This is a genomic window from Nocardiopsis sp. NPDC055551 (assembly GCF_053619415.1).
This window is the reverse complement of the sequence record NZ_JBSHJJ010000012.1, coordinates 251,991-269,178: the sequence shown is the minus strand read 5'-3', so window position 1 is coordinate 269,178 and position 17,188 is coordinate 251,991. Positions and strand designations below refer to the sequence as shown.

Below are 17,188 nucleotides of genomic sequence, written 5' to 3'. Positions count from 1 at the left end.
ACAGGACTCAACATTGCCTTGACGCGTGCGGTGCGGGCGGCAACAATCACGCGGCGGGGAAGGAGGGAGAACCCACCCCCACCCCGCCCAACAACCCCAAGAACCAGAAACCTGAGGCATCCCACGCCCCACCCCACCCCCACCACACCCACCCCCGGGCAGCACGAAACCGGCGGAACCAGCGGCTCCCCCAAAATCAATGGGATCACGCCCACGCGCTCCACCACCACCCCGAACTCCCCGCCTGTGGATAACCCATCACCGGCAGTAGCCCCTTGCCCGCCCCCGCCCCGCCCTCCTCCCCCTCCTGACCGAGGCCCCGACGGGTTCCTCCTTGCAATGACCACTCCCCTTCAGGGCACGAAGACCGGCGCTGCGGGCAAGAGGCATCCTCATTGGAGGGGCCCGGGACCGGCGTCAGCGCGGGAGAGGGACCCCGGCGGTGAACTCTCCGTGGCTCCACAGGGTCACGTGGGTGGTGGGGCGGAAGCGGCCTCGGTGAACGCCCGAGCCCCGGAGCATGGCCTGGGTGGCGCGGGGGGTGGTGGCGAAGCGGACGAACTCCCCCGCGACTCCTTCGTCCTGGTCGGGCAGGCTGGTGGCGCCCCACACCCCTGAGGTCCGTACCGGTGGGCCGCACGGGGTCACCAGTCTTCGGTCCGCCAGGTCGTGGCCGATGGTGAAGCCCAGCGCCAAGCCGATCCCCGAGCCTCGTTTGACCTGTTCCAGGGCGGCGGAGTGGCTGGGGAACACCCGCTGTCGCGATTCCGGGACGCCCATGCGACGGAGCGCGGACGGGACCAGGCCGGTGCGGTCGAGGGCGGAGGGGCCGAGCATCCAGGGGTGTTCGCGCAGGCGCTCGGAGTCGATCCGGCCCTGGGACAGGGGATGGTCGGGGGCCACCACGGTGAGCAGTTGGTACTTGAGCACGCGGCGGGAGATCACGCCACCGGCGGGGAGGCCGGTTTCCGGGGGGATCGGACCGAGTGCGACGTCGACGGCGCGCTCTCGCAGTAACTCGACGAACCGGTCCGGGGAGTGCGCGCTCAGTTCGACGTCGAGGTCGTCGGCGCGGCCCACGAACAGCTCGATGAGACCCGGGGCGGCGTGTTCGGCGAACAGGGTGGTGACGGCGATCCGCAACAGGCGGGTGCCATCGCGGGCGCGGCCGACCTCGCGCAGGATGCGGTCCTGAAGCCCGATGAGTTCGACGGCGCGGCTCGCCAGGCGCAGTCCACCGGGGGTGAGGGTCAGCCCGGAGGAAGTACGGGAGAACAGGCGGTCGTCGAAGAGTTTGCGGAGCTTGCCGATGTGCAGGGACACGGCGGACTCGGAGACGCACAGCTCCTGGGCGGCGCTCTTGACCGAACCGAGGCGGACCACGGTGGAGAACGCTCTGAGCTGGGTCGGGGTCATGGTGAACTCCCGTCGAGGGGGAGTTCTGGGTCGGAACACGCCCAGGGAACGGGGCAGGGCGTCCGGTGCCTGGGGGATGGCATGGCGGCCTTTCGGGCGGAGTTGAGGTCAAGCTAGGTGACACCGGGTTCCCGAACAAGGGACTTACGCCCCGAAAGGGGCGCTCAGTACCAAGAAACCCCGTACCGGAGACAGCCGACCCTCAACTCCGCCCGAGGGGCTTTACTCCTTGGACGCCGTGGCGCCCCACCAGATGTTGATGTCGGAGTCGACCGCCCACCGGTCGATGGCGCGTAGTTCCTCCTCGGTGAACTCGGTGGAGTCCACCGCCTTGAGGTTCTGTTCCAGCTGCTCGACGCTGGACGCGCCGACGAGCGCGGTGGTCACGGTGCGCGGACCCCGGTCGCGCAGCACCCAGGAGATCGCCATCTGCGCCAGGGTCTGCCCCCGTTCGAGGGCGATCACGTTCAGTCCCCGCACCCGTTCCAGGACCTCGTCGGTGAGCATGTTGTCCCGCCAACTGGGCCGCCCCACCCCGGCTCGGGAGTCCGAGGGCACCGATCCGTCCAGGTACCGGTCGGTCAACAACCCCTGGGCCAGCGGGGAGAACGCCACCACGCCCATCTTCTCGTCCGCGGTGGCCTCCAACAGGCCGTCCTCCACCCAGCGGTTGAGCATGGAGTAGGAGGGCTGGTGCACGACCAACGGCGTGCCGAGGTCGCGCATGATCGCCGCCGCCCTGCGGGTCAGCGAAGGCCCGTAGGAGGAGATCCCCGCGTACATGGCCCGCCCGGACACCACCGCGTGGTGGAGGGCCAGCATGGTCTCCTCCAGCGGGGTGTCCGGGTCGGGTCGGTGGCTGTAGAAGACGTCGACGTAGTCGAGGCCCATCCGCTCAAGGGAGCGGTCCAGCGAGGACAGCAGGTACTTGCGGGAACCGCCCTGCTGGTGCGGTCCGGGACCCATGGTCCAACCGGCCTTGGTGGTGATCACCAACTCTTCCCGGTACGGGCCCAGGTCCCTGGCCAGGATCCGTCCGAGGTTCTCCTCCGCGGAGCCCGGCGGCGGACCGTAGTTGTTGGCCAGGTCCAGGTGGAAGACGCCCAGGTCGAAGGCGCGGCGCAGGATGCGGCGCTGGTTCTCGAAACTCCGGTCGTTGCCGAAGTTCTGCCATAGTCCCAGCGACAGCCGGGGCAGTCGCAGCCCGCTGTCACCGCAGGATCGGTACTCCAGTCTCTCGTACCGGTCCGTGTCCGCCACGTAGGTGTCCAACTCGCGTTCCCCCTCAGCCGTCTCTTCTCAGCGCCGCCGTCACTCGTCGATGGTGAGTTCGCCCATCCGGTCCCAGCCCTCGCCCTCCACGACGCGGCTGACGATCTGCGGGGTCTCTGCCAGCAGCGGCTTCATCGCGGCCAGGCCCGAGGCGAAGTGGTCGCTCTTGACGTGGGCCTCGCCCGCGTCGTCCTTGAACGCCTCGACGAGCACGAACTCGTCGTCGCGCTCGACGCTGCGGGACCACTCGAACCACAGGTTGCCGGGTTCGGCGCGGGTGGCCGCGGTGAAGTCGGCGACCGCGTCGAGGAACGTGTCCTTGGCCTCGGGCTTGACCCGGTACTTGACGACGATGAGGATCATCGCGCAACTCCTTACTCTGTGTGCCACGGGGCACGCGGTGATGCCGTGCCCCGTGGAGCCATCCTTTCAGAAGTCACGCGGACGAGGATCTTCAGGCACCGCCGAGGGTGGTGCCCGGGATGCGGGTGGCGCGCCACTCGCCGTCGTCGGACTCGCGCACCTCCAGGGCGCCCGGGTCCTGGTCGGGGTGGTCGAGGGTGACGGTCACGATCTCGGTCTCACCGTCCAGGTCGGTGCCGACGGCGATCTCGCCGATCTCGATGGACTCGCTGTCGGGGAGGCCCTCCGCGTAGTCGGGGAAGGCCGTGACACAGTCCTCGGCGCCTTCACTCTGGGAGACGACCGCGGCCTGGGCGGCCTCGTCGATGAGGGCGCAGGCGGCCTCGGCGTCGTCGGCGTTCAGCGCCGCGACGAACCCTTCGGCGACGATCTGGGCCGCGGCCTCGGTGTCCTCACCGGCGGCGTCGGCCGCCGTGTCGGTGCCGTCGGCGGGGGTCTCCTCCTCACCGCCGCAGGCGGACAGCGCGAGGGCCAGGGTCAGGGGCAGGGAGCACAGGAGAAAACGTCGCATGGGGGTGCCTTCCGGAAGCGGGTTCGGTGGACCGGGGGTCGATCCAGGCGCACCATTGTTACCGCATTCTTCCATTCTGTGACCACTCGCACACGAGAACCAGGCAGAACACGGGTGGCGTCGTGGACCGGGTCGAGCGCACCGGGGACGCAGAACATACCGAACGGTCGGGATGTCCCCGTCACACCGGTGCGCGTGCGAGGACACCCCGAACGAGGGTCGGATCAGCCTCTTGGCGCGAGTGCGCGGATGATGTCCGCCGGTGCGTGGGAGGACGGTCCGATCGGCGCGATCACCGGGGTGCTCACCCCGGCCGCCACGTAGGACTCGATCCGCTCACGGCAGTACTCCGCCGGCCCGTGCACGATGAGGTCGTCGACCACGGAGTCGGGGATCGCCGCGAGTGCGCCCTTGCGGTCGCCCTCCTCCCACGCCTTCCACATGGGGTCGAGCTCCTCACGACCCAACCACTCGTGGAACGCCCGGTAGACGGGCACGTTCAGGTAGGCGGCGATGGCCCGACGGCCGATCTCCCGAGCGGTCTCCGGGTCGGTGTCGGGGATGGCGAAGATCCGGGCGACGATCTCCTTGTCCTCGCCGAACTCTCGGACGATCGGCGCGACGGTGCGCACGTCCTCGGACGAGAGCCAGTTGATGATGGCGCCGTCGCCCTCTCGACCGGCCAGACGCAGCATGCCCTGACGAAGCGCGGCGACCAGGATCGGCGGCTGCTCCGAGGGCACGGCGCCGAGGGTGAAGCCCTTGACCTCGAAGGTGTCGTAGGCGGCCTTGATCTTCTGACCGGTGAGCGCCTCGCGCAGGAAACGGACGGTGTCGCGGACCTTCTTGTAGGGCTCCTCGAAGGGGATGGAGTTCCAACGCTGCACGATCACGTTGGAGGAGGTGCCGATCCCCAGCGTGAACCGGCCCGGCGCGGCGGCGGCCAGGGAGGCGGCGCTCATCGCCAGGGTCGCGGGACCCCGGGTGTAGGCGGGCACGATCGCGGTGCCCAGCCGCAGCGTCGGCGCCCACACACTGGCCAGGGCCAGGGGCGTGAACCCGTCGGTTCCGTTGGCCTCGGCCGACCAGGCGTCGGTGTAGCCGAGGTCGGGCAGCTCCTCGAAGAGAGCCCGTTGGTCATGCAGGGGGACTCCCTCGAAGGGGACGGTGATGCCCCAGCGGTAGGTCATGACGGCTCCTGTTCGTTCGGATGTGGCACGACCGTACAACGCGACCCCTACCCCGGAGTAGACCGCGTCCCACCGGCGTGCTCGGCAGGGTGTACGTCCCTCGCGGGGCGTATGTTCGGGGACGGGCCCGTCAGCGGGCCGGCACGAACAACCTCGACGACAAGGAGGCCATCACCGTGGCCACGCCACCCTCCCCCTACGACTTCCTGCCGCAGGTCGCCTCGTTCACCGTCACCAGCGACGACGTGGCGGACGGGCGGACACTGCCCAACGCCCAGGTCAGCGGGATCATGGGCGCCGGGGGCGAGGACGTCTCCCCGCACCTGTCCTGGAGCGGGTTCCCCGAGGGGACGCGGAGCTTCGCCGTCACCTGCTTCGACCCGGACGCCCCCACCGCGAGCGGTTTCTGGCACTGGTCGGTGTGCGACGTCCCGGTCGAGGTGACCGAATTGGCGGCGGACGCCGGCAATGGTTCCGGTCTGCCGGAAGGCGCCGTGACCCTGCGCAACGACGCCGGGAGCAACCGCTACATCGGCGCCGCCCCGCCGCCCGGACACGGGCCGCACCGCTACTTCTTCGTGGTGCACGCCGTCGACGTTCCGAGCCTGGGCATCGACTCCTCCGGCAGCCCCGCCTTCCTCGGCTTCAACCTGTTCTCGCACTCGCTGGGACGCGCGATGATCACCCCGGTCTACGAACAGGGGTGACCCGAAGAACCCGGGACCATCGGGAGGGCGGGGACGCGCGGCGCGTCCCCGCCCTTCGGCCTTCCTCCCGGTGCTCTCGGAGCGCACGCACGAAGGGGACCTCCGGTTCACTCCGCAACCGGTTTCGGCCAAACACGAGCCTTGGACGGTCCCTCCGGTCTAGTCTCGATCCATCCCCCTCCCGCACCACTCCGATCCAAAGGGACGTCTGGAAGGGTCTACAAGCCGGTGGCACAGCAGTCTTCGAGCATCCCGAGGAAACCGACTGTCGTGGTGACGACGGCGGGTTCGGCCCCTACCCCCGGAACCATCCTTCACCTACGCGAACAAGGATTCCGGGTGGTGGCCACCGACATGGATCCCACCGCTCCGGGTCTCTACCTCGCCGACCGCGGTTACCTGGTGCCACCGGGCGACAGCGAGGCCTTCCTCCCCCGCATGCGGGAACTGTGCGCGAAGGAGGGCGCGGTCGCCGTCATCCCCTTGGTGGACGAGGAGCTGGTGCGCGTGGGCGAACTGGCCGAGGACGGGGTCGAGGTGTTGTCGCCCCGCCTGGACTTCGTCGACACCTGCCTGGACAAGTACGTGCTGATGCGACGTCTGGAGGACGCCGCGATCGGTGTTCCCCGCACCTGGGCGGCCTCGGAATGGCCCGTCGACGCCGCCGATCGCTCCCCCGGCGGACTCATCGTCAAGCCGCGCAGTGGACGTGGCAGCCGGGGGGTCATGGTCATCGACTCGGCCCGTGACCTGGCCCGCGCGGTCTCCGAGAGCGGGTACGCCGCCGACGAGTTGATCGTGCAGGAACGGGTCATCGGGCCCGAGTTCACGGTGTCGGTGGTGGTCTGGCGGGACGGCGAGGTGCAGGCGGTGGTGCCCAAGGAGGTCGTACTCAAGCAGGGCGTCACCAAGTACGCGGTGAGTCGGCGCAACGCCGAGGTGACGCGTACCTGCCGGGCGATCCAGACGGAGCTGCGCGCGGACGGTCCGTTCAACGTGCAGTTGTGTCTGGACTCCGAGGGTCGGCCGCGGGTGTTCGAGATCAACCCGCGTTTCTCCTCCACGGCGGCGCTGACCGCGGCGGCCGGGGTCGACGAGATCGCGGGGCTGCTGCGCCAGGCCGTGGCCGGGGGTCCCCGGCTGAGCGACGAGTGGCGGGAGGGGGTGGCCATGGTGCGGCGATGGAGCGACGAGTTCCTCAGCGAGCGGGAGTTCACTTCGCACGGCATCTCCCCGGCCCCGCAGACCATCCGGCATGGTGAGGGCTTCGCGCTGCCCGGGGCGGTGGCCACCACGGGCGACCGGTCCCCGGTGGTACCGGTGCGTGCCCGATGAGCGGCGGGCATCCGCTCTCGGAGGCCGTGGCCGCGACGGTCACCGAGGTCGGTTCCCTCTTGCGGGATCGGCGGGAGGACCCCTCGGTGCGCAGCGGTGCGTGGGAGGGCGACCAGTTCAAGGCCGAGGCCGACGCCATGGCCCACCGGGCGCTCTCCCGGCGACTGACCGCGATCGACCCGCGGATTCCGGTGGTCAGCGAGGAGGACCCGGATTCGTTGTCGGGTCCACGCCCGCCGAGGTACTGGTTGATCGACCCGATCGACGGCACCGCCAGCTACGCGCACGGGTTCGACGGCTACGTCACCCAGGCGGCGCTGATGATCGGTGAGGCCCCCGAGGTCGCGGCCGTGTTCGCCCCCCACCATCGGGTCCTGTACACGGCGGTGCGCGGCCAGGGTGCCCATCGGGACGGGATCGCGCTGCCTCGACTCGCTCCCTCCCCTCCCGGTCAGGGGGTGCTCACCGACAACACCTCCGAGCCGGCGGGTATCGCCCGGCGGGTGTACGACCACTTCGGCTACGGCGAGTACCTGGAGAGCGGCAGCATCTCGCTGAAGCTGTGCCGGATCGCCGAGGGGGTCGCCCACCTGTTCGTCAAGGACGTTCCGGTACGCGATTGGGACGTGGCCGCGCCCGCGCTGATCCTGTCCGAGGTGGGCGGTCACTCGACCCGGCTGGACGGCGCTCCCTTCACCTATCGGGGCGCCTACGAGCACACCGGTCTGGTGGGTGCCGCCGACCCCTCGACCTGCCGCGCCGTGTCCCACTGGTTGCAGCCCTGACCTGCGACGATATCGCCCCCTGGATGGTGCTGGAAAAGCGTGTTGAATCGACCCCCTTGTGCTCTTTCGTGGCGGGGGCACGCCACGTAAGGTGTGGTCACCGACTCGCGCCTATGGGGGTGGGAAGTGGAGACCCAACGTCTGCCGCTGAACCGGATGCGCGCCTCTGACACCGAACGCGACCTCACCATCGACCGTCTGGCGACCGCCTATGCCGAAGGCCGTCTGGACGACGACGAGTACGAGCGCCGTGTGGGCACGGCGCTGGTCGCGGTCCGGGTCGGGGAGCTGCGCTCCCTGACCTCTGACCTACCCGTGCCCGTGGTCCCGGTCCCTCCGCCCCGGTTCCACACCGGGCGCGTCCGCGACCCCCGGCCCGAACCCGCGCACCGCCCACGGCGGCTGCCGTGGGCGGAATGGGGCGAGGAATGGCGCTGGTGGCTGGGCGCCGGAGGGGTACTCACCGGTCTGTGGGGGGCGACCAGTCTGCTGGGCGGCGAACTGATGCTGTACTGGCCGCTGGTCCCCTTGGGTATCTGGGCGGCGGTCCTGCTGGCCTCCACGATCTGGCCGGGTGACACCGAGCCGCCCTGCTGACCCTCGTGCGGAGGGTCAGCCGACGGCGTGCAGCCAGCGAACGGGCGCGCCGTCACCGGCGTAGCGGAAGGGCTCCAGCTCCTCGTCCCATGCCCGGCCGGTGAGTCGGTCGAGTTCCGCGGCCAGGTCACCGCCGTCGACGGCGGCGGTCTCCATCGCCGCGCGCAGCCGGCCCTCGGGAACGAGGACCTCACCGGCGGCGCTGGTGACGGCGGTGAACACGCCGAGGGTGGGCGTGTAGCTGTAGCGGACGCCGTCACAACCCGGTGACGCGTCCTCGGTCACCTCGAAGCGCAGGCGCTGCCACGCGTTCAAGGCCGAGGCCACCGCCCCGGCGGTCCCCGGTTTCCCCTGCCAGTTCAGCTCGGCACGGTGGTTGCCGGGGGCTGCGGGTTGGGCGACCCAGTCGAGTTTCACGGGTACTCCAACGACACCCGCGACCGCCCACTCGACGTGTGGGCACAGCGCCGCGGGCGCGGAGTGGACGTACAAGACGCCACGTGCGGACACCGAACCTCCTGATACGAACGAGTGCGCTTCCCCGACGCCCTCGTATCACGAGAAGGTTACATACCCGCTGCATGCCTTTTGCCCCATTGTGCCCTATAGGCACTCTGGAAACCATCTCGAACACCGGACTTTTCCAGTGTTCCCCACGTGACCCGAAGACCCAGGGATTACCGTGTGCCACAGGCGACGACAGGGAGTCCGATCATAGTGGGAGACGGGTGTGCCAGACCAGCCGCGCGAGCAGATCCACCGCGGTGATCCCCGCCGCAATAGGCCATATTCGAGCACTTCAGGGGATGTATCCCCCACTTTCGAGCCGGTTCCGGCCACTTCCGGCCCCTCCCCTCGACCCGATGCCGAACTCGTGCTCGCCGCCTGCGCCGGCGACTCCGGCGCCTGGGCGGAGATCGTGGATCGCCACCTGCCCACCGTGAACCGCGTCGCCCGTTCCTACGGATTGCCCCGTCAGGACCGGGAGGAGGCGGTGCAGACCGTCTGGCTCAACCTCAACCAGCACCTGCCGCGCTTGCACCACCCCCACCTGCTCAGGGCCTGGCTGATCCGGGTGACCGGCGACGTGTGCGGCCGCCAACGCGACCGGTTGCGGAAGCTGGTGCCGGTCGACCCGCACCGGTTGGTCGCGGAGTCCGGATCCGCCCTCGTCCCCGACGTCGAAGACGTGTACCTGCGCAAGGAACGCCATGCCGAGCTGTACCAGGCCATCGACGCGCTGGGCCCGGCCGACCGGCGGGTCGCCCGGCACTACCTGGACGACTCCCCCGGCGCCGCGCCCCTCTCCCACCGCACCACCGCCAACGAGCGACGGAACCTGCTGCGCCGGTTGCGCCGTTCCCTCGACACCACCGAACCGACGGAAGGCGTGCGTGATCCGTGAAAGACACAGAACCCGGCCGGGGTGCGGCTCTGGCCGCCTTCGACCGTTCCCTCGACCGGGCCCGCACGGCCCCCACCATCGTCGACTCCACCCCGGCACTCGTCCCGTCCCGTTCCGAGGCCACCACGACGACGCTGTGCTTCCACCTCGATGACCTGCGGGTCGACCTGCGGCTGCGCGCGCACGGGGATCTGAGTTCACTGTCGGGTCTGGTGATCGGCGACTTCGACCACGTGGAGGTGTGCCTGCGCCGACCCGAGGAACACCTGCGTTTGTTCGTACGGGGCGATGGCGCGTTCCACGCCGACGGGCTCCGCCGAGGCCCCTTGGCCCTGACCATGGAGCGTCCGGACCGACTCCCCGTGGTCACCGACTGGTTCACCATCTGAATAGGGCCGAACCGAAACAGGGTGTGTTCCCCTCTCGATGGCTCGCACTCGGCCACCCTTTATCGGGATAGGTCCGGTTCGGTCCCGCCTCGTTCGTCCACAGGTTGGCCGAGGGCACTCCCCCACGGCCCGAACCGCTGCTATCACTGGAGGCGACCGGCCCCACTGGCGAAAGGCAGCCGGACGTGTTGTCCCCCAGCGCGACCTCCGACACCACCGCGACGAGCACCGCCCGCCCTCTCCTGGCCAGAGTCGCCGACGGGGTCCGACTGGCCCGGGACGGACGTTTCGAGGACACCGTCACCCTGTTGGAGGACATCCGGAGTCGGCTACGGGGGCACCCCGCCGCGGACCTGGCCCCGGTGCTGCCGGGGGTGCTCACCGACCTGGGGCTGGCCCAGGCCCTGTGCGGTCGCTTCGGGCCGGCCGGGGACCACCTCCACGCGGCACGCGACCTGGCAGAGACCCGCGGGTTGCCGCTGCTCGGCACGGTCGCCCGCCAGAACCAGGGCTGTCTGACCCTGTACCGCGGCGACGCGCCGGGCGCGATCGGGATCTTCCTCGAACTCCTGCCACTGGTACCGGCCGACCGACAGGAGGCACTGCGCGTGGACCTGGCCGAAGCCCTGCTCTGCGAAGGCCAGGTGGAGGAGGCCGGTCGCATCCTGGCCGAGGCACCTTGGCGGGAGGGGCCGACCGACACCGCCCGCACCCTGTTGGAGGCCAAGCTGCGCCTGTTGGAGGGCGATCACAAGGCGGCGTTGGCCCTGTCCCTGCGGGTCCGGCGGCACATCGGACGCGGGTCGCCCTGGTACGGACTGACCCACCGATTGGAGCGGCTCACCGAGCGCACCCACCAGGCCCGTCCCATCGAACGCGCCCGTCGGGCGTTGGAGGTGCGCTCGCCCTCCACCGCCGTCCCGGTCACGAGCCCGCACGCCACCCGCGCGCTCGCCGCCCTCGCCGAGCGTCTGCCCGCACCGGACCTCCACGTCCGACCACGGCCCGCGCCGCTGCCGGGCGCGTGGTTGGGGGGCGGCTTCGGCGACCCTCACGTGATCCAGGCCGGTCTGGAGGGCGCGTTGGCGGTGGGCGACCCGGCGACCGCCTTGGAATGGGCGGAGTTGACCCGCACGGAGGTCACACGCGACACCCTGGTCGCGGCGGTCGACACCGAGACCGACCTGACGGTGTCTCGTCGGCGCGCGCCGCGCGGCCCGGTGTTGGGAAGGTTGTTCGACACCCTGGGCGACCGGGCGTTCGTGCACTTCACCAGGGCGGGGGACCAGGCCGTCGCGCTGGTGGCGGTGGCGGGTCGGGTGCGCACCGCGTTCCTGGGCCCGTTGCCGCCCCTGCGTCGCCTCCTGGCCCGAATGCGGCACGAGTGCGAGGCCGTGCCCGTCGACGGATCGGCCCCGGCCCTGGCCACCGTGGACGAGGCCCTGGTGGGCCCGGTGCTGCCGTTGACCGGTGGGCGTCCGCTCGTGGTCACCGGCGTCCCCTACCTGGACGATCCGCCCTGGGGACTGTTGCCGAGCCTGCGGGGTCGACCGGTCACGGTGGTCGCCGGGGCGCGATCCTGGGCGCGGCGACATCCTCCGCGGGGCGGGCGTGTGCTGTTGGCGGCGGCCGCCGAACCGGCCGGGGCGGGAGCGGAGGTCCGCGCACTCGCCGGCATCCACCCGGGCTCCCGGGTACTGGAGCGGGCCCGGCGGGATCAGGTCCTGGCGGCGCTCACCGACACCGACCTGGCCCACCTGGCCGGGCACGGGCACGCCGGCGAACGTTCGGCGCTGTCGTCCCGGGTCGAACTGTCCGACGGCCCGCTGTCGGCCCGGGACCTGTTGCGGGTGCCCGCTCCGGCGGCGCTGGTCACCCTGGCCACCTGTTGGGGCGGCCGAGGGTTCCTCACACGCTCACCGGGTGGCTTCGCGGGCACCCTGTTGGCGCTCGGGACGCGCACCGTGGTCGCGAGTCCGTTGCCGGTCTCCGACGAACGCACGGGTGCGGCCATGCGGCTGTTCCACCGCGCGTTGGCCGGTGGCGGGGACGTGTCCGAGGCGGTCGCCGACCACCTCGGACACGTGGGCTTTTGCTGCTATGTCGGCTGAGTCACCAGCCGCGCTCACCCCATTGGGACAGGTTCGGACGCTCGGCGCCGAGCGTGGTGTCCTTGCCGTGGCCGGGGTAGATCCAGGTGTCGTCGGCCAGGGCTCCGAAGACACGCTCGGAGACGTCACCGAAGAGAGTCCGGAAGTCCTCCTCGGACCAGGTCTTGCCGACCCCTCCCGGGAAGAGGCTGTCCCCGGTGAACAGGTGGGTGTGGCCTTCGGGGTCGTCGTAGCGCAGGGCGATCGAACCGGGTGTGTGCCCGCGCAGGTGGATGACGGTGAGCGCACAGTCCCCGACCCGGACCGTGCTGCCGTGGGTGACGGGTTCGTCGACCGACACCGGGAGTTCGTCGGCGTCGTCGGGGTGGGCGACCGTGTGGGCGCCGGTCTGGCCGACGATCTCGGCCAGCGCCTGCCAGTGGTCCTGGTGGCGGTGGGTGGTGACCACGCGGGCCAACCCGTCCTCGCCGATCATCTCCAGGACGCGGTCGGCCTCGGCCGCCGCGTCGATGAGGACGGCCTCCCCCGTGGCGCGGCAGCGCAGGAGGTAGGCGTTGTTGTCCATCGGGCCCACGGCCAGTTTGGTGATCGTCAGTTGCGGTAGTTCGCGCAGGTCGGCGGGGCCGCCGACCCTGGTATCTCCGGAGTAGCTCACCCGTCCATTGTGGCCTGTCATGGCGGGCGTGTGCACCCAGGTCACCGAGCCCAGTGCGGGGGGCGTTTCTCGAAGAAGGCGGCGCGTCCCTCGGCCGCGTCCTCCGCGGCGAAGAACTCGGCGGACAGTTCACCCATCCGGGCGAAGGCCTCGTCGCGCCGGCCGGGTACGGCCTGGGCACCTCCGCTCATCTCGCCGACGAGTTCCTTGGTGCGGGACAGCGCGCGTGGCGCCGCCCCGCGCAGCCCCCGCAGGATCGAGTCGATGGTGTCCCGCATCTCCCGATCGGGCACGGCCTCGGTGATGAGCCCCGCCTCCGCCGCGGCCGCGGCGTCGAACATCTCACCGGTGAGGAAGTAGCGGCTGAGTTGGCGCGGGCGCACGCGCGCGGACACGGGGACCGAGATGATCGCCGGGACCACACCGATGCGCACCTCGGTGAAGGCGAAGGTGGTGCTCTTGGGGGCCAGGGCGATGTCGGCGGCGGCGACCAGGCCGATGCCGCCGGCCCGGGCCGCCCCGTTGAGCACCGCGACGACGGGTTTGGGGCCGCCCATGATCTGTTCGAAGATCTCGGGCAGTTCCGGGGCCGGTTCGACGGGTTCGCCCGCCAGGGCCGCCGCGATCTCCTTGAGGTCGGCGCCGGCGCAGAACACCGGGCCCTCACCGGTGAGCACGATGGCGCGCACCTCGTCGTCGGCCATGGCGTCGGCGAGGGCCTTGGAGAGTTCGGTGCGCAACCGGGCGGAGAGCGCGTTGCGGTTGCGCGGGGAGTCGAGGGTGATCGTGGCGATGGCCCTGTCGACACTCGACTTCACGAGCGGGGCGTCGGGGGTCGCGGAAGGCTGGTGCTGCGTCATCGCGAGCTGACCTCTCTTGCGTCGGTGGGAGTGAACCCGGTCACCACAGTTGACCGGAACACACGGTAACCATTCACCGTCGCTCGGACCGACACCGGGGCGGGGCCGCGCGGCCCCGCCCCGGGCGTGGTCAGCGTCCCCGGGCCGCCACGGACAAGGCGTCGGAGAAGTGCATCATCGCCTGCACCGCTTCGGCGCCGTCGGCCGCCTCGCTGACCCTCAGGGTGAGCGGTTCGGCGGTGATGGCACCGGTGTAGCCGTGGTCGAGCTCGCAGCTCTCGTCGGCGCAGGAGGCCGGCTCCAGGTCGATGTGGGCGACCGCGCTCCAGTTCACCGACAGGTTGACGCTGAGCACCAGCTCGCTGGGGGTGCTCCCCGCCGTGTACTGGGCGGGGTTGGGCACCACCCGGGTCAGCGCCACCGACTGGACGTTGCCCAGCTGGATGCTGTCGGTCGTGGTGGAGGCGTGCGAGGTACCGCCCGGCTCGGTCGGTGGGTGCTCGTCGGTGTGGCAGACCACCAGTCGGGTCTCGGTCAGCAGCATCACGGTGATGTGCCGGCGCATCTCCATGGCCGGGTCGAAGGTCGCCTCGTGGTGCACGATGAACGCCTTGGCGTCCTCGTCACCCAGGACGTCGGCGACCGCGTCGATGACCAGGGCGGGGTAGTACCCGCTCCGTTCGATCTCCAGGCGCCAGTCCGTGGGCACGGCACGTGTTTTCCTCATACCCCTATCCTGCCCCCTCCCGGTGACACTTCGCGACCGTCGCCCGAAGAGAGCCGACCATTGGCGGATCAGAACGTCACCCCGCGCAACCTCCGAGGCCCGGAGTCCGGACGCACGTCGGGCGCCTCCCGCAACCACATGCGCGCGCCCAGGACGTGGGCGCCGGTGGCGTTGACGAGCACCGGGTCCAGGTCCACGTAGCCGATCTCGGGGAAGGCCTCCACCAGGCGCGAGACCCGGATGAGGAGTTCCTCCAGGGCCTCCACGTTGGGCTGTTCGGCCAGCGAGGTCGCCCCCGCGGGCAGCCCGAACAGCAGCGGGGCGGCGCGGACCGCGTGGATGAGGTCGGCCGCGTCCATGTCGGTCAGCGGCGCCAACCGGAAGGCACGGTCGTCGAGGAGTTCCGCGGTGACGTCGGCCAGGCCGAAGGAGACCACCGACCCGAAGGACTGGTTGTCCCCGGCCCGGATCACCGTGGGCACCCCGGGCGCGGCCAGACGCTGGACCACCAGGTCGGCCTCGCCGCCGAAGCGGTCGTACAGCGACAGGTAGGCGCTGCGCACGTCCTCGGGGGTGCGCAGGTCGGCGCGGACGAACGTACCTCCGGCGCGGACCCGCAGGTCGGGGGCGTCGGCCTTGACCACCGCCGGGTAGCCCAGCTCGCCCGCGGCGACCACGGCCTCCTCCGCCGAGTCCACCTTGATGTCGGGATAGGCGGCGATGCCGTAGCAGGACAGCAGCTCGTGCGCGTCCTCGCTGGAGATCGCCGTCTCCTCGTCGTAGCGTCGCTCCCCGCCGAACCAGGCGATGTCGCCCTTCTCCGCTCCGACCTTCGACAGGGCCCGGGCGATGACGGTGCGGGCCCGGGCGCCGTCGAGGTCGGGCAGCTCGGGGTGCCGGCCGGGTTTGCGGTCCCGCCACTGGGCGTAGCGGGTCGCGTGGGCGAGGGCGCGCACGGCGTCCTCGGGGGCGGGGTAGGAGGGGACCGAACCGTGCAGGGTCTGTCCCTGGTCCCCGACGTGCCTGAGCTCCTCGGGGATGCCCTGTCGGGCCAGGTAGGTGGTGACGATCGGCTTGTCCGACTCCAGGGCGCGGGCGCGCAGCACCCGGGCCACGTCGTCGCCGATGGGGTGCAGGGCCGGGACGAAGACCACCACGACCGAGTGCACGTCGTCGGCGGCCATGGCCGCCCGGAGGGCGTTGTCGAAGTCCTCCGCGGTGGCCTGCGGGCCCAGGTTCACGGGTTCGTGCGGTTTGAGGCCTTGGCGGACGGCGGCGTCCTTGGCCAGCAACTCCAGGGAGTCGGAGTTGCCGATGATGCCCACCCGCGGCCCCGCGGGCAGCGGCTGGTAGGCGAACACCTGGGCGGCGTCGAACATCTGGGTGATGTCGTCCACGCGCACCACCCCGGCCTGCTCGAAGAGGGAGGTGACGGCGTAGTCGGGCAGGGCCAGCCCGCCGGCGGCGTGGCCGGTGGGCGTGGTCCGCGCCGAACCGCCGCTGCGCACCGCCACGATCGGCTTCTGCTTGGCCAGGCGCCGGGCCAGACGGGTGAACTTGCGCGGGTTGCCCAGGGACTCCAGGTACTGCAGGACGACCTGGGTGGCCGGGTCCTCCTGCCAGTACTGCATGAGGTCGTTGCCGGACACGTCGGCGCGGTTGCCCGCGGACACGAACGTGGACAGTCCCATGCCCCGGTCGGCGACCCGTTGCAGGATGGCGCGACCCAGCGCGCCGGACTGGGAGAAGAATCCGATGGGGCCGGCCGGGGGCAGGTCCGGGGAGAGGGTGGCGTTGAGGGAGATCGACGCGTCGGTGTTGGCGACGCCCAGGCAGTTGGGTCCCACCACGCGCATACCGGCGGCGCGGGCGGTGCGCACCAGCTCGTCCTGGCGGACGCGACCCTCCGGGCCGATCTCGCCGAACCCGGAGCTGACCACGACGAGTCCGTGCACGCCCTTCTCGGCACACTGTTCGACCACGTCCACGACCGTCTCCGCGCGCACCGCCACCACGGCCAGGTCGACCTGGTCGGGGATGTCCAGCACCGACGGGTAGGCACGCACGCCCACCACGGCCCTGGCCTCGGGGTGCACCGGGTAGACGGGGCCCTGGAACTCACCGCCCAGGAGGTTGCGCAGGGCGGTCTGACCGATGGTGTGCGCGGTCCGGCTGGCGCCGATGACGGCGACCGACTCCGGGAAGAGCAGACGGGCGATGGAACGCGACTCCGAGCGCTGCTCGCGGGCCCGCATGACCTCTTGGGAGTCGTCGGTGGGCTGCAGGTCCAGCGTGAGCCGGATGACCCCCTCGTCGAAGGTCTGTTGGGCGGTGTACCCGGCCTCACGGAAGACGTTGATCATTCGTCGGTTCTCGGGCAGCACGTCGGCGATGAAACGCCGCACCCCGCGTTCGCGGGCGGCCGCTCCGATGTGTTCGAGCATGACCGAGGCCAGGCCACGGCCCTGGTGACCGTCCTCGACCACGAAGGCGACCTCGGCCTCCTCCGGGGCGACCTTGTCGTAACGCACCACGGAGACCAGGGAGTCCGAGATCGTGGCGACCAGGGCCACGCGCTCCTCGTAGTCGACCGTGGTGAAGCGTTCGACGTCGCGGTTGGACAGCTTGGGGTAGGGCGCGAAGAACCGGTAGTAGATCGTCTCCGGCGAGAGCCGGGCGTGGAACTCGCGCAGCAGGTCGGCGTCGTCAGCGGTGATGGGGCGCAGGTGCGCGGTGCCGCCGTCGGTCAGAACGACGTCGGCTTCCCAGTGTTTCGGGTAGGACTGCACGACTGCGAGACTAGAC

At 70.8% G+C, this 17,188-nt stretch carries 17 protein-coding genes; 7 read left to right on the top strand and 10 right to left on the bottom strand.

Annotated features, from left to right (window positions below; all coding sequences use genetic code 11):
• Positions 1–417: 417 nt before the first annotated feature.
• From ACWGSK_RS22050 to ACWGSK_RS22030, 5 genes are all read right to left on the bottom strand, one after another.
• Positions 418–1,416 carry a LysR family transcriptional regulator gene (locus ACWGSK_RS22050; RefSeq protein WP_452456607.1) on the bottom strand — a complete coding sequence of 333 codons (999 nt, stop codon included), beginning with the start codon at positions 1,414–1,416 and terminating at the stop codon, positions 418–420.
• 222 nt (positions 1,417–1,638) lie between these two features.
• Positions 1,639–2,688 carry an aldo/keto reductase gene (locus ACWGSK_RS22045; protein WP_452456606.1) on the bottom strand — a complete coding sequence of 350 codons (1,050 nt, stop codon included), beginning with the start codon at positions 2,686–2,688 and terminating at the stop codon, positions 1,639–1,641.
• Between the two features lie 39 nt (positions 2,689–2,727).
• Positions 2,728–3,051, bottom strand: a complete 324-nt coding sequence (locus ACWGSK_RS22040) for a putative quinol monooxygenase (protein WP_067603340.1) — start codon at positions 3,049–3,051, stop codon at positions 2,728–2,730.
• 91 nt (positions 3,052–3,142) lie between these two features.
• On the bottom strand, positions 3,143–3,622 hold the full coding sequence (locus tag ACWGSK_RS22035) for a lumazine-binding domain protein (RefSeq protein WP_358514298.1): 480 nt from the start codon (positions 3,620–3,622) through the stop codon (positions 3,143–3,145).
• A gap of 224 nt (positions 3,623–3,846) precedes the next feature.
• The gene (locus ACWGSK_RS22030) at positions 3,847–4,812 is read right to left on the bottom strand and encodes an LLM class F420-dependent oxidoreductase (RefSeq protein WP_452456605.1); all 966 of its coding nucleotides are present in this window, start codon (positions 4,810–4,812) and stop codon (positions 3,847–3,849) included.
• Between the two features lie 176 nt (positions 4,813–4,988).
• Between ACWGSK_RS22030 and ACWGSK_RS22025 the strand changes: the two genes are divergently transcribed.
• The 4 genes from ACWGSK_RS22025 to ACWGSK_RS22010 all read left to right on the top strand — a co-directional run bounded on the left by ACWGSK_RS22025 (position 4,989) and on the right by ACWGSK_RS22010 (position 8,236).
• Complete coding sequence (locus ACWGSK_RS22025; protein ID WP_358514294.1) at positions 4,989–5,519, top strand: YbhB/YbcL family Raf kinase inhibitor-like protein; 531 nt, start codon at positions 4,989–4,991, stop codon at positions 5,517–5,519.
• Positions 5,520–5,789: 270 nt separating this feature from the next.
• Complete coding sequence (locus ACWGSK_RS22020) at positions 5,790–6,854, top strand: ATP-grasp domain-containing protein (protein WP_452456604.1); 1,065 nt, start codon at positions 5,790–5,792, stop codon at positions 6,852–6,854.
• Entirely contained in the window at positions 6,851–7,639 is a 789-nt protein-coding gene (locus tag ACWGSK_RS22015) for a 3'(2'),5'-bisphosphate nucleotidase CysQ family protein (RefSeq protein ID WP_452456603.1), read from the top strand. Before ACWGSK_RS22020 ends, ACWGSK_RS22015 begins: the two co-directional genes overlap by 4 nt.
• A 126-nt stretch (positions 7,640–7,765) precedes the next feature.
• Positions 7,766–8,236 carry a DUF1707 SHOCT-like domain-containing protein gene (locus tag ACWGSK_RS22010; RefSeq protein ID WP_358514288.1) on the top strand — a complete coding sequence of 157 codons (471 nt, stop codon included), beginning with the start codon at positions 7,766–7,768 and terminating at the stop codon, positions 8,234–8,236.
• Positions 8,237–8,251: 15 nt separating this feature from the next.
• Here the strand turns inward: ACWGSK_RS22010 and ACWGSK_RS22005 are convergent, their stop codons facing one another.
• Positions 8,252–8,746 (bottom strand): DUF3145 domain-containing protein, encoded by a 495-nt coding sequence (locus ACWGSK_RS22005; protein WP_304078734.1) that lies wholly within the window; start codon positions 8,744–8,746, stop codon positions 8,252–8,254.
• A gap of 364 nt (positions 8,747–9,110) precedes the next feature.
• Here ACWGSK_RS22005 and ACWGSK_RS22000 point away from each other — a divergent pair, with 364 nt between their 5' ends.
• From ACWGSK_RS22000 to ACWGSK_RS21990, 3 genes are all read left to right on the top strand, one after another.
• Positions 9,111–9,641 carry an RNA polymerase sigma factor gene (locus ACWGSK_RS22000; RefSeq protein WP_452456602.1) on the top strand — a complete coding sequence of 177 codons (531 nt, stop codon included), beginning with the start codon at positions 9,111–9,113 and terminating at the stop codon, positions 9,639–9,641.
• Positions 9,638–10,030, top strand: coding sequence for a carboxypeptidase regulatory-like domain-containing protein (locus ACWGSK_RS21995; RefSeq protein ID WP_452456601.1), 393 nt, complete (start codon positions 9,638–9,640; stop codon positions 10,028–10,030). The genes ACWGSK_RS22000 and ACWGSK_RS21995 overlap by 4 nt, the downstream gene beginning before the upstream one ends.
• Positions 10,031–10,215: 185 nt before the next feature.
• Positions 10,216–12,141, top strand: a complete 1,926-nt coding sequence (locus tag ACWGSK_RS21990; protein WP_452456600.1) for a CHAT domain-containing protein — start codon at positions 10,216–10,218, stop codon at positions 12,139–12,141.
• A 1-nt stretch (position 12,142) separates the two neighbouring features.
• On the opposite strand, the gene ACWGSK_RS21985 is transcribed toward ACWGSK_RS21990, so the two are convergent.
• From ACWGSK_RS21985 to ACWGSK_RS21970, 4 genes are all read right to left on the bottom strand, one after another.
• Positions 12,143–12,796: an MBL fold metallo-hydrolase gene (locus ACWGSK_RS21985; RefSeq protein ID WP_358514277.1), complete on the bottom strand. Its 654-nt coding sequence runs from the start codon at positions 12,794–12,796 to the stop codon at positions 12,143–12,145.
• Positions 12,797–12,837: 41 nt separating this feature from the next.
• The gene (locus ACWGSK_RS21980) at positions 12,838–13,656 is read right to left on the bottom strand and encodes an enoyl-CoA hydratase-related protein (RefSeq protein WP_358514275.1); all 819 of its coding nucleotides are present in this window, start codon (positions 13,654–13,656) and stop codon (positions 12,838–12,840) included.
• Between the two features lie 130 nt (positions 13,657–13,786).
• Entirely contained in the window at positions 13,787–14,365 is a 579-nt protein-coding gene (locus ACWGSK_RS21975; RefSeq protein WP_358514308.1) for a DUF5998 family protein, read from the bottom strand.
• 86 nt (positions 14,366–14,451) lie between these two features.
• Entirely contained in the window at positions 14,452–17,172 is a 2,721-nt protein-coding gene (locus tag ACWGSK_RS21970; protein ID WP_358514273.1) for a bifunctional acetate--CoA ligase family protein/GNAT family N-acetyltransferase, read from the bottom strand.
• Positions 17,173–17,188: the final 16 nt, after the last annotated feature.

What these genes read in the sequence shown, in the direction of transcription:
- ACWGSK_RS22035 (WP_358514298.1), bottom strand. Translation starts at nt 3,622, where the DNA reads ATGCGACGTTTTCTCCTGTGCTCCCTGCCCCTGACCCTGGCCCTCGCG.
- ACWGSK_RS21980 (WP_358514275.1), bottom strand. Translation starts at nt 13,656, where the DNA reads ATGACGCAGCACCAGCCTTCCGCGACCCCCGACGCCCCGCTCGTGAAG.
- ACWGSK_RS22015 (WP_452456603.1), top strand. Translation starts at nt 6,851, where the DNA reads ATGAGCGGCGGGCATCCGCTCTCGGAGGCCGTGGCCGCGACGGTCACC.
- ACWGSK_RS22030 (WP_452456605.1), bottom strand. Translation starts at nt 4,812, where the DNA reads ATGACCTACCGCTGGGGCATCACCGTCCCCTTCGAGGGAGTCCCCCTG.
- ACWGSK_RS22050 (WP_452456607.1), bottom strand. Translation starts at nt 1,416, where the DNA reads ATGACCCCGACCCAGCTCAGAGCGTTCTCCACCGTGGTCCGCCTCGGT.
- ACWGSK_RS22040 (WP_067603340.1), bottom strand. Translation starts at nt 3,051, where the DNA reads ATGATCCTCATCGTCGTCAAGTACCGGGTCAAGCCCGAGGCCAAGGAC.